General features: G+C 70.1%; 11 protein-coding genes. 3 read left to right on the plus strand and 8 right to left on the minus strand.

All coding sequences use genetic code 11. The features are described 5' to 3' along the window. The 3 genes from VF794_RS02510 to VF794_RS02520 all read right to left on the minus strand — a co-directional run. The coding region (locus VF794_RS02510; RefSeq protein ID WP_331107331.1) for a cache domain-containing protein at positions 1 to 1,663 on the minus strand (1,663 nt) is incomplete at its 3' end. A gap of 99 nt (positions 1,664 to 1,762) precedes the next feature. Then, positions 1,763 to 3,403: a sensor histidine kinase gene (locus VF794_RS02515; RefSeq protein WP_331107333.1), complete on the minus strand. Its 1,641-nt coding sequence runs from the start codon at positions 3,401 to 3,403 to the stop codon at positions 1,763 to 1,765. 90 nt (positions 3,404 to 3,493) lie between these two features. Then, positions 3,494 to 4,012, minus strand: a complete 519-nt coding sequence (locus VF794_RS02520) for a GreA/GreB family elongation factor (RefSeq protein ID WP_331107335.1) — start codon at positions 4,010 to 4,012, stop codon at positions 3,494 to 3,496. A gap of 63 nt (positions 4,013 to 4,075) precedes the next feature. On the opposite strand from VF794_RS02520, the gene VF794_RS02525 reads away from it, so the two are divergent. Continuing rightward, positions 4,076 to 4,357: a rhodanese-like domain-containing protein gene (locus VF794_RS02525; protein WP_331107337.1), complete on the plus strand. Its 282-nt coding sequence runs from the start codon at positions 4,076 to 4,078 to the stop codon at positions 4,355 to 4,357. A 21-nt stretch (positions 4,358 to 4,378) separates the two neighbouring features. Here the strand turns inward: VF794_RS02525 and VF794_RS02530 are convergent, their stop codons facing one another. The 5 genes from VF794_RS02530 to VF794_RS02550 form a co-directional block, all read right to left on the minus strand. Then, positions 4,379 to 5,305, minus strand: coding sequence for a hypothetical protein (locus VF794_RS02530; protein WP_331107338.1), 927 nt, complete (start codon positions 5,303 to 5,305; stop codon positions 4,379 to 4,381). Between the two features lie 3 nt (positions 5,306 to 5,308). Continuing rightward, positions 5,309 to 5,959 (minus strand): cyclase family protein, encoded by a 651-nt coding sequence (locus VF794_RS02535; protein ID WP_331107340.1) that lies wholly within the window; start codon positions 5,957 to 5,959, stop codon positions 5,309 to 5,311. Positions 5,960 to 5,977: 18 nt separating this feature from the next. After that, positions 5,978 to 7,075 (minus strand): glucose 1-dehydrogenase, encoded by a 1,098-nt coding sequence (locus VF794_RS02540; protein WP_331107341.1) that lies wholly within the window; start codon positions 7,073 to 7,075, stop codon positions 5,978 to 5,980. Between the two features lie 24 nt (positions 7,076 to 7,099). Continuing rightward, positions 7,100 to 7,426, minus strand: coding sequence for a hypothetical protein (locus VF794_RS02545; protein ID WP_331107343.1), 327 nt, complete (start codon positions 7,424 to 7,426; stop codon positions 7,100 to 7,102). Positions 7,427 to 7,622: 196 nt separating this feature from the next. After that, positions 7,623 to 8,996 carry an Ig-like domain-containing protein gene (locus tag VF794_RS02550; protein ID WP_331107345.1) on the minus strand — a complete coding sequence of 458 codons (1,374 nt, stop codon included), beginning with the start codon at positions 8,994 to 8,996 and terminating at the stop codon, positions 7,623 to 7,625. 124 nt (positions 8,997 to 9,120) lie between these two features. Between VF794_RS02550 and VF794_RS02555 the strand changes: the two genes are divergently transcribed. Together VF794_RS02555 and VF794_RS02560 are read left to right on the plus strand one after the other, a co-directional pair. After that, positions 9,121 to 9,885, plus strand: coding sequence for a hypothetical protein (locus VF794_RS02555; protein WP_331107347.1), 765 nt, complete (start codon positions 9,121 to 9,123; stop codon positions 9,883 to 9,885). A 139-nt stretch (positions 9,886 to 10,024) separates the two neighbouring features. After that, positions 10,025 to 11,833: PAS domain-containing protein (locus VF794_RS02560; RefSeq protein WP_331107349.1), on the plus strand; the 1,809-nt coding region annotated here is incomplete at its 3' end.

The following is an 11,833-nucleotide window of genomic DNA, read 5'->3' on the forward strand; positions in this document are numbered from 1 at the left end:
TGGCCTCCACCAGGGTGCCCAGGCGGCGGATGATGTCGCGGGCGACGAACTGGGCCAGGCCCAGCATCAGCAACACGCCCAGGGCCAGCATGCCGAGGAAGGCCACGCTGGTGCGGGTGATGGCGCGGTAGGCCACGCCCAGGTCCTGGGTGACGACGACGCTCCACTCGGTGCCGGGCACGGGCGCGTCGGCGGCCAGGAGGATGCGCTGGTCCCTCGGGCCGGACATCTCCACCACGCCCTCGTCGCTGGTGGACAGGCGCAGGCGCAGGGCGGTGGGCACATGGGCCTCGCTCAGCAGGGGGGCGCTGGACTGGGTGTCGCGCAGGAGCAGCTGGCCGCGCCGATCCAGCACCTGCACGCGGAAGCGCTGGGCGGCGGGCGTCACCGCGGCCGACAGGCGCTCCAGGGACAGCAGGCCCACGAGCATGCCCTCCAGCTTCCCCTCGTGCTTGAAGGGCAGGGCGATGGCCACGTGGGGCAGGCCGAGCTGGCTGGTGTAGGGGCGGGAGACGTAGGGGGCGCCGGTGCTCAGCACGCCGGCGTGGAAGTCGCGGTGGGAGAAGTCCCCCAGCTCCACCTTGTCATAGGAGGCGGCCAGGCCCCGGCCCACCTCGTCCACGGCGATGGCGGCGTCGAAGGCGCGCGCCAGGGCGGGGAGGTTGCGCAGGTGCTTCTCCATGTCCACGCGGTTGCCGGTGGCGAAGGCGTGGCGGAAGCCGGGGGACTCGAGCAGCAGCTGGAGGGACTCGCGCGCGTCGTCGAGGTAGCGCACGAGGAAGTCGGCCTCGCCGGCGGCGGCGCGCACGGTGTCATCGCGCACCTGGCGCTCGATGGCGCCCTGGGCGAGCCAGGCCCCCAGGGCGCCGAGGGCCAGCAGCGGCACCAGGCCGGCGAAGGCCAGCCCGCGCAGCAGCTTGAAGCCCACGGTGCGAGGGGCGCGGGGGCTGAAGCCCATGGCCACGGCGGCGCACGAGACGGTGAGGACGAGGTAGATGCTGGCGGCTGGCCCCGAGCCGATGCGGGCCATGGCCCAGGCCAGCAGGGAGAAGTCCACCGCCAGCAGGGTGAAGAGCACGCGCGGCAACTGGGGCCAGCGGGTGCTCACGGGCGACAGCAGCCCCGCGCCACACAGCAGGAAGACGAGCCCCATGGGCACCAGCATCGGGGCGAGCGCGGCGTAGAAGACGGGGGGGAAGCGCTCACCCGCCGCCAGCATGAGCACGCCGAAGGCCAGCGCGATGAGGGACACCACGCCGCGGAACACCTGGCGCCGCCGCCACGTGGGCGAGGCCTCCAGCGCGAGCCCCGCCAGCAGCAGCGGGTAGAGGAGGGCGCCGGTGACGCCGCCGGTGCGCACGTTGAGCACCCACCAGTACAGGCTGGTGACGGCGGCGAAGCCCAGCCGGCCCAGCACGTCCAGCCAGCGGGGCGCATGGGGGTAGAGCATGGTGGCCATCAGCACGATGCTGCTGGCCAGGTACGCCATGCCCATGGCGCGCACGTACGGGTACAGGGGCCGGAAGTAGGTGGCGTGGAATTCGTAGGGCGCGTACGTCATGGCCACGCCAAAGAAGAGGCCAAAGACGGCGGCAGGCCACGTCAGGAGGAGCGGGGGCTTGCGCGCGGGCTCGGCGGAGGGCTCTACGGTGGGCGGGCGCATGAGTCTTCCTTCCAACCAGCTTGGGCGGCGCAAATCCACAGCCTGCCAGAGGAGCGTCCATCGGCTGACAGCATTATGTGGGTGTAGGTCCGCCATCCGTCAAACGGAGGCCTGGCGGGGGAGTTCCACGGTGAACGTCGCGCCGGCGCCGGGAGCGCTGCGGACGCTCACCGTGCCGCCGAGCGCCTGGACGATCTGCCGGGTGATGTAGAGGCCCAGGCCGAGGCCGCCGTAGTGCCTGTCGGACACGGCGCGCTGGAAGCGGCCGAAGAGGCGGGGGAGGCTCTCCGGGGCGATGCCGATGCCCTCGTCGCGCACCACGAGGCGGGCGAGCTGGGCGTCGGCCTCCACGCGCACGTGCACGGGCTTGCCGGCGCCGTACTTGAGGGCGTTGGACAGCAGGTTGGTCACCACCTGCTCCAGCCGGAGCCGGTCCCACGCGCCCTCGGTGGGGCCGGAGAGCTCCAGGAGGAGGGGGCTGTGGGACTGGGTGGCGGGCAGCTCGAAGCGCGCGGCCACCTCCTGGGTGAGCGCGGCCAGGTCCACCTGCTCCAGGTCCAGGCGCAGGCGGCCGGCGTGGATGCGGGTGACGTCGAGCAGCTCGTTGACGAGCGCGTTGAGGCGGCCGGCGTTGCGGTCGATGTTCTCCAGCTTGGCCAGCAGCGCCGGGGGGAGCGCGCCGACGTCGCCGCGGCGGGCCCCGCGCAGGAGCGACTGCACGTTGAGCTTGAGGGAGGTGGTGGGGGTGCGCAGCTCGTGGGCGGCCACGGTGAAGAACTCGTCGCGCTGGGCGACGGCGTGGCGGGCCTCGCGGAAGAGCAGGACGTTGTCCACGGAGAGGGCGACGCGGTCGGCCAGCTCCTCGGCGAAGCGCAGATCCTCCGGCCCGTAGGTGCGCTCGCGGAAGGTGAAGAGGACGAGCGCGCCCAGGGTGCGCCCGTGCGCGCGCAGGGGCACGGCGATCAGGGAGTGGGGCCTCAGGGCCTGCATGAGGCGCAGGTGCTCGGCGTCGCGGGTAAGGGACTGGAGCAGCGGGGGCGTCAGGTCGACGAGGAGCTGGGGCGTGTCCCGGGGCAGCCGCAGGCCCGCGAGGCAGGGGGCGGAGTGCTCCTCGGCGTAGCGGCGCAGCACCTCGCGCAGCACCACTTCCCGGGAGGGCTCGGTGGCCACCGTCTCCAGCAGGAGGGGCTGGCCGCCGCTGTCCATCACCTGGAGGGCGCAGCCGTCGCCGAGCATGGGCACGCAGCGGCGGGCCAGCTCGTGCAGGGCGCTCTCCACGTCCAGCGAGGCGGTGAGCAGGTGGCTGGCCTCGGCGAGGAAGCCCGTCTCGCGCTCCTCGCGCTTGCGGCGGGTGATGTCGGTGAACCAGAGGGAGAGCCCGTCGCCGCGCTTGAGGGCGACGAGGCGGAACCACCGCTCACGGTTGCCGAGGGGGAAGAGCACCTCGTCGACATAGGGCTCACCCGTCTCCATCACGCGGGCCATGCGCGCGAGCAGACCGCCGGTGCGGGCCAGGGGGAGGACCTCGGCGACGCCCCGGCCCTGGAGGTCCGTCAGGCGCATGTCCAGCATCGTCTCGGCGGCGGGGTTGGTGTAGTCCCAGACGAGGTCGTTCAGCTCGCCGCCGGGTCCGCGCACCCCCGAGAGGGCGATGAAGCCATCCGGGTGGTCAACGGCGAAGGCCCACTCCTCCGTGACCTGCGGAAGGACGAGCTTCGCGGCTGCTCGGAGCGTGGGCATGGCGTGGACCTCTCTCTGACGCAGGGCCCCCCGGCACCCGCGGTGAGAGGAAGCCTGGAAGGATCCGCGGCGGCGATCAAGCGGGGTGGCTCAAGCCACCTCGAGGACCGTCCACTCGCGTACCTCGCCGGCCAGGGTGACCTCGATGGTGTCGCCCGCGCGACGTCCGAGCAGGGCACGGCCCACGGGAGAGGCGGGGGTGATGACGGAGAGGAAACCATCGCCGCCGGGGCCGGTGAGTTCGGTGCCGGCGCCGGCGGGGAGGAGGAAGAAGGTGCGCTCGGCGAAGCCCTCGTCGTCCTCGGTGGACACGTCGATGATGGCGCCGAGGCCGACGGCGCTCTTGCGCGAGAAGCGGGGCAGGCCGGCCTCCTGGAAGTCGGAGAGGGCCTTGAGCTCCTCGAGGACGCGGCGGGCGCGCTGGGCCTGGCCGGTGGCGAGGCTGCCGTACTCGATGGCGGCGCGACCGTCCTCCTTCTTCTCGGACTCGGTGGCGAGGCTCCGGGCGGCCTCGCGGGCATCGGCCTCGGCGCGGTGGGCGAGCCGATCGCTCTGCCGGAGACGTTCGGCGAGCTGGGCCAGCAACTCTGATTTTTCCAGCGGGGGCATGGGGCAACAGGACTGTAGCGCCCTGGCGCGCGGGCTCCAGTTTCCGGCTACATTCAGGGGGAGATGACACCGAAAGAACTGTCGGAGAAGGCCCGGGAGCTGGTGGGACAGGGGTGGGTGTTGCTGGACGTGCGCACGCCGGAGGAGTACCGGCAGGGGCACCCGGAGCCGGCGAAGAACATCCCGGTGCAGGAGCTGCCGCGGCGGCTGCCCGAGGTGGGCCCGCCGGGGACGCGGGTGGTGGTGTACTGCCAGGCCGGGGGACGGAGCGCGCGAGCGGTGGAGATCCTCCGGGCCAACGGCTTCACGGACCTGTTCGACTTGAAGTCCGTGAACAACTGGTGACAGGGGATTCGAGGCGGGGCCTCATCCCACGGGCTCGGGTTCCTTGTGGAACATCTGGGCGAGGAGCCGCTCCGCCGCGTCCGCGAGCAGGTCTCGCTCCATCCGTATCTCATCGCCAAAGAAGCGGTCGGACACGCTGGCATCGAGCGCATGGGTGGCGAGCAACTGGAAGGCCGCCGCCTCGTCGAAGGCCGTCTCCGCCGCCAGGACACGCTTGCCCGGTTGAAGGTCCTCCTGGTCGAAGCGGCCCTCCCACGTCTCCCCCAGGGTGACGGAGAAGTATTGCAGGGCGACGTTTCCGGGCCGGGACATGTGCGAGACCGCGACCACCGCGCGCAGCCGGGCGCGCTCCTCCGGAGTCATCTGCTGCTTCCAGGCCTCGACCGTGGCATGCATGGTCTCGAGCTGGTCGCGCGCCGCGTCCTCCGAGTTGCGCACGAGGTCCGGGACCTGTGCGCGGGTAAAGGCGGAGAGTGCCTCGGGCGCGACGCGGTTGTCGGCGAGGACCTGCTGGAGGAGCGCGAGCGAGGCGTCGAGGATGCGGTGCTGGCGTGCCAGTGAGTCCGGGGTGAATCCCCGGCGGTCCAGGCCAGCCGCCGCCGTGGTGATGAGCCGCCGGAACTCGACGAGCCGGTCCCGCGTGGACTCGTCGAGCGCGCCGCGCACGCCCGACAGGAGCACGTGGAGGGCGAGGGGAAGGTGGTTGAGCGCCTTGAGCTCGTGGTAGCGCCGGGTCCGCGCGGGGCCCTCGAAGCGCTGGCCGTCGCGCCGGAGGATGAGCAGGTCGTCGATCTGCGCGATGACCGGGCCCATGTGGGTGAGGACGGCCTCACGGCGCGCGGCGTAGGCGCCACGGAAGGCCTCGTTGAGGGCCAGGAGCGGATCGGAAGGCTCCAGCGCGGCGGCCTCGGCGGGAGGGGCGGAAGAGGCGAAGGGACACTCGGCCATGTCTCATCCCCGGGTCCACGGACGCAGGAGCGCACGCGCCGGGGCGCCGTCCGCGCCCGTGAGGCGCAAGGGCAGGCACACGAGTTCGTAGTCACCCGGGGCCGCCTCGCCGAGGTAGAGCCCCTCGACAATCCAGATGCCCGCGTCGAGCAGCGTGCGGTGCACCGCGGGGCTGTCCTCGTGGAAGCCCGCCACCGAGAGGTAATCCACGCCCACGCACCCCACGCGCCGCTCGGCGAGGAAGGCCGCGGCCTCCTGGGTCAGCCCGACGAAGGACTCCTGGAAGGGCAGCTCCCACCAGCGCCGGTCGGAGTTGTGCGTGCGCAAGAGGAGCCGCTCCCCGGGCCGCGGGTCATGCGCCCGCAGGGCGTCCGCGCGCACCGACCCCGTCCCTGGCAGGTGCACGACGCGCGCGCGGCCCATGGTGGCCTCCAGCGGCAGCTCGTCGATGCCCGGTCGCCCCGAGAAGAAGTGCACGGGCGCATCCACGTGGGTGCCCGCGTGCGCGCTCAAGGACAGGTGGGTGACATTGGCGTCCGCGCCCTCCTCGAGCGACTGCACGCGTTTGATGTCCGGGGAGGGGTCCCCCGGGTAGTAGGGCATCGAGGAGGACAGGGGGACGGAGACATCCAGCCAGGGCGTGGAGTGGGACATGGTCGGAGCGCTCTCCCTTCAGCCAAAGTGGACGATGCGCTTGATGCCGTCGCTCTTCCCGGTCAACGCCTCGGGCACGGCCTCGGGCGGGTAGCGCGTGGTGATGAGGCGCTCGAGCGCCCCGGGCCAGCGCTCGATGAACGCCTGGAGGTCGGTGAGCGCGGCGTCGAAGGCGTCGGGCCCGGCATTGACGGTCCCGAGCACCACCTGGTTCTTGAGCACGAGCGACTTCATCAGCGTGCCACCCTCCAACTGCAGCGGCTCCTTGCGGCCGGGCACGCCGGTGAAGATGAAGATGCCGTTGGGCCCCAGCGCGCCGAGGACATCGAAAGAGAACTTCGAGGCGCCTGTCGCCTCGTACACGACATCCACCGCTCCGGCCCTGGCCGCCAGGGCGCTCGGGTCGACATCCTGCGAGGAGAGGTAGCGGCCGCCCACCGCGTCGACCAGGGCGCTCCGCTCATCCGGTGGACGCGAGTACGAATACACGGTCGTGGTGAAGCCCGCGCGCCGCAGCGCCATCGCGCCCAGGAGGCCCACCGGGCCCGCCCCGAGCACCACCGCGTGCAGCGGCGTGCTGCCCTCACGTCCCCACGGCAGCCGCGCCTGGATGTGCTCGAGCTCCTTGAGCGCCTTCTCGCCGATGGTGAGGGGCTCGGTGAGGACGGCCACCTCGCGCAGCGCCTTGGGCACCCGGTGCAGGTAGGCCACCTCCTCCACGAACTGCTCGGCCATGAAGCCGTGCGCCTTCTGGATGCCGCGCTCGGTGTACGCGCCGGTGAGGCAGAAGTCCGGGCGGCCCTGACGGCAGGGACGGCACTCCTCCCGCGGGCACGGTCTGCGCACGCGCGGCACCACGAGGTCTCCCGGCTCCAGCCCCTTCACCCCTTCTCCCACCTCCACCACCTCGCCGAGCGCCTCGTGGCCGAGGATGAGGTACTTCGCCCCCTCCGGTGGCGTGCCGTACTGGAACCGCGCGATCTCCTGGTCCGTACCGCACAGGCCCACCTCGAGCGTACGGACCCGGACTTGCGTGGGCTTCTCGATGCGTGGCTCCGGCACGTCGTCGATGACGCGCAGCACCCGCTCCTTCGGAAATACCGCGACGGCCTTCATGCACCTCTCCCTGTGGGGGGTTGCTCACTGCGCCGCGGGAGAACCCTCGGAGCCTGCTTCGAAGTCATGGAACTCGGAGGGCAGGTGGACGACGACCCGGCCGAGCTCGCGCACCACGACGCGTCTCGTCTCCGGGTCCAGGCTGAACCGCACGCAGCAGCCCTGCACGTAGAAGCGCAGCCCCTGGTCGTCGTGATAGGCGAACTGCTCCCACTGCCAGTCATCCGGAGGCCAGAGCGTCGCCAGTTCCGCGATCCGCGCGAGCATCAGATGGATGGTCGCGCACGTGCGCCTGGGCAACAGGTCCATCAAGGAGAAGAGGTGATCGGGCAGGTCAATGGCATAAGACATGCCCTCACGGTGGGGGTTGCCCACTCGCACCAAAACTGTACCGGGGAGCGATAGACGCATCCCGCGAGGGTTTTCGCCGGAATGACCGTCTGCCTGCCACCTCCCCGTCCTGCCAGGGTTGAAAACGAACCGCCCGGTCGCCAGTGAAGGGCGCCGGGCGGAACGGTCACTTCAGCGGGAGGTGTAGGGAGGAGGGCTACTGGATGTTGCCCGTGACGCTCGCGTTGCCCTTGAGCGTGAAGGTGCAGGAGGTGCGCTTCTCCCCGCCGGACGAGCATGCGCCCGACCAGATGGCCGACCGGCCGCTGTCCACCTTCAAGGTGATCTGCGAGCCGAGGACGAACGTCGCCGACGAGGGCGAGCCAACGAAGGAATAGATGCCCGTCGGGTTCGAGGTGAGGGTGGGACCCGAACGTCCGGTGGCGGTGACGGACAGGGTCGCGTTGGTCGTCGTGGCGTTTTCGACCCACACATCGAACTTCACGTTCGTGTAATTGCCGGCGGCGTCATGGATGCGCAGGTAGAGGCCGTGGGCGCCGTTCGGGACGGTGGTGGTGTTCCAGTTCACGCTGTAGGGCGCCGTGGTGTCGCTGCCGATGAGCACGTTGTAGTCGTAATAGAACTCGACGCGAGCGACGCCGACGTTGTCCTGCGCGGACGCCGTCACCGTGACGGTCCCCGAGAGATCGGACCCATGCTCTGGCGAGGTGATGGTCCCGGTCGGGGACTGGGTGTCGACTCCACCCGCGTTCAGGACGTTGAGATTGCTCACGGTCGCCGAGGTCGTCACGTTGCCCGCCGCATCGAAGGCCTTCGCGCTGAGCGAGGTGGAGTTGTTCGGCTCGGCGGTGGTGTCCCAGGCGAAGCTGAAGGGAGGGGTCGTATCGCTGCCCAGGAGGGTTCCCGCGCGGTAGAAGTCGACCCTCGTGACGCCGACATCGTCCGTGGCGTTCACGTCGATGTTGACGAGGCCGCTCACCGTGGAGCTCGCCGTCGGCGAGGTGATCGACACGGTCGGGGCCAGGTAGTCCGTCCGCACGAAGAGGCCGATGAAATCCACGGAGATGCTCGTGAAGTTGTCCTCGAGGTGCCAGTTCTCGGAGACGTTGACCAGGACGTCTCCACCGGTCGTGGTGATGGGGGCGTCGCAGGTCACGTACGAAGTCCCGGTGAACTTGCAGGTGTCGTAGTGGAGGTACGTGTCGGTGCCGTTCTTCCAGCCGAACGAGAAGGTCTCGAAGTCGGCGAGGGACTTCTTGGCGATGACGCGCAGCGTGTAGTGGCCCGCCGGAACCGCGGGGAGGGTCCACGTGTGGTCGAGCTTCTTGTGCGTGCTGTCGTAGAACGCAGCCGTCTCGGTGAGCACCTGGGCGACCCCGTCGGCCGCCCGCGTGTCCGCGGAGGTGCCCGAGGCGATCTTCCCGAGGTAGGTGGATTCAGAGGTCGCGATGTAGGCGCCCTCGGCGTTTTGAAGCTCGGCGACCTGCCCGACCAGAAGATCCGCCTCTTCCCGTGGACCACAGCTGGAGGAGAGGAGGGTGCCGGCGACAAGGGCACCAAGGAGAGACATCGAAGGTGAGGTGTTCATGGAGTTCTCTCAAGGAGGGGTCTACCCGTGTACCCAGCAATACCGGGAAGATCAAGGCGGTGGAAACGCCTTTACAGAGGGTGTTTCTTTTGGAATCTGCCCCTCCATGTCAAACGTCGATCCGAATCTGCGCCGGGAACTCTTCGGCTGGTACAGCCCCCGACTGGGCATGGACATGCCCATCGTCCGTTACGGCCACTGGGGTCCGGCGATGCTGCTCTTTCCCACCGCCGGAGGCGACTTCCTCGAGGCCGAGCGCATGGGGCTCATCCAGAGCGTGGCGCACCACTTGTTCGCCGGCCGGGTACAGATCTTCAGCATCAACAGCATCAATCCCTGGGCGTGGATGAACCCCGGCATGCCCATCCACGAGAAGGCCCGCAACCAGGTGCTCTACTCGGAATACGTCGAGCAGGAGGTCGTCCCACACATCCGCCGCTGCTTGGGGAATGACCAGGCGCGCATCGGCGCGGCGGGTGCCAGCTTCGGGGCCTTCCATGCCGCCAATGCCTTCTTCCGGCGCCCGGACCTGTTCGACCTGCTCCTCGGACTGGGCGGCTTCTACGATCTCCAGCCGGAGTTCCTCCACGGCTACTGGAGCGATGACGTCTACTTCAACAACCCCGTCTCCTACGTCCCGAACCTGTCCGAGGGCCCTGGGATGGACCTCCTCCGGCACCACAGCCGGATCCACCTGGTGACGAGTCGCGGCGCGTGGGAGCACCCCGGGTATTCCGAGCACCTCAGTCACCTGCTGCACCAGCGCGGCATCCCCCACAACCTGGACATCTGGGGCCACGACATGCCCCACGACTGGAGCACGTGGTACCGGCAGCTCGACCACTACATGAGCGAACGGCTCGGGTACTAGCTCAACCGCTCGCATGCCTGGTCGGCGGACATGATCTCCGGAAAGACCTGGGGGGCCCGACTGTTGGGCTCTCGCCCCGGGCGTTCCTGGGGCACGGCGCGTCTGGCGGGCCCCGCCGTTCAACAGCCCTCTCCCTTGGATGGACTCCGCCGACGTGCCCGCCATGCCTCCGCTGTCCTCTCCTGATTTCCAGCCGCTCTTCGAGCAGAGCCCGGGCTGCTACCTCGTCCTCAGACCCGACGCGGACTTCACCATCCTGGCGGTGAGCGACGCCTACCTGCGTGCCACCATGACGACCCGCGAGGGGCTCGTCGGTCATGCCCTCTTCGAGGTGTTCCCCGACAACCCGGCGGACCCGAAGGCCAATGGCACCCGCAACGTGCGCGCCTCGCTCGAGCGGGCCCTGGCCACTCGCGCGCCGGACACCATGGCCGTGCAGCAGTACGACATCCCGCGTCCCGAGAGCGGTGGGGGGGGCTTCGAGGAGCGCTACTGGAGCACCAGCCACATCCCTGTTTTCTCCTCCACGGGAGAGGTGTGCTACCTCATCCACCGGACGGAGGACGTGACGGACTTCGTGCTCCTGTCCCGCGCGGCGTCTTCGCAGGACCGGAACACGGAGGTGGATGCGGACGTCCTGCGCCGGGGCCAGGAGTTCCTCCAGGCCACCAACCGGGAGCTGCGTGAGGCGGTGCGCGTCCGTGACGAGTCCCTGGCCCTGGCCGCGCAGGCCCGTGCGGAATCCGAGCGCCAGCGGGCCTGGCTCCATTCGCTGTTCATGCAGGCCCCCAGCGCGATCACCATCCTCCGAGGGCCCCAGTACGTCATCGAGCTGGCCAATCCCCTGGTGTGTCGCATCTGGGGCCGCCGTCCCGAGCAGGTGCTGGGCAAGCCCCTGTTCGACGCCCTTCCAGAGGTCGTGGGCCAGGGGCTGGAGGAGCTTCTGGCCCAGGTGCTCACGACCGGGGTGCCCTACGTCGGCAAGGAGCTGCCCGTCAGGCTGGCGCGCCTCGAGGGTGGAGCCCTCGAGGACGTGTACTTCAACTTCGTCTACGAGCCCATGCGCGACAGCCAGGGCCAGATGGAGGGCATCATCGTCGTCGCCTCGGACGTGACGGAGCTGGTGCGGGCACGCCAGCGCACGGAGGCGCTCGCCGCCAGGGAGGTGCACGCCGCCGAGGAGCGGCTCCGGCTGGCGATGGAGGCCATGAAGATGGGGACGTGGGACATGGACCTCGCCACGTGCTCGGTGGTGTGGGACGGGCGCATGCGCGCCCTCTTCGGGCTGTCAGCGGACGCCCCGGTGGATTACTCCACCCTCCTCTCGTGCGTGCATCCCGAGGATCGCGAACGGGTGGACCGCCTCGCGCGGGCGGCGCTGGAGCCTGGGGGCACGGGGACGCTCTCCCTCGAGTACCGCACCGCACCCCAGGAGGGCGAGAAGGAGCGGTGGGTGAGCACGCAGGGCCAGGTGCACTTCGATGTCTCGGGGCAGCCCACGCGCGTGCTGGGCACGGGGCTGGACATCACGGGGCGCAAGGCGTTGGAGGCGGAGACGAAGGCGCGGACCGACTTCGAGAAGCAGCTCATCGGCATCGTCTCCCACGACCTGCGCAACCCCTTGAGCGCCATCCTGTTGGGGACCCAGGCGTTGCTGCGCCAGGATGGCTTGGAAGAGCGGCAGATCAAGAGTGTCGTGCGCATCCAGTCCTCGGCCGAGCGCGCGGTGCGCATGGTCAAGGACCTGTTGGACTTCACCCAGGCGCGACTGGGCGGGGGCCTGCGCGTGGAGCGCCGGCCGCTGGAGCTGGCCCCCCTCGTCATGCAGATGGTGCTGGAGTCGGAGGCGGCCCACCCCGAGCGCACCATCGAGGTGTACCGGGCGGGCGACACGCGGGGGGAATGGGATGGGGACCGCATCGCCCAGGTGGTGACGAACCTGGTGACC

The organism is Archangium sp. (assembly GCF_036389735.1).
Classification (GTDB): Bacteria; Myxococcota; Myxococcia; order Myxococcales; family Myxococcaceae; genus Archangium.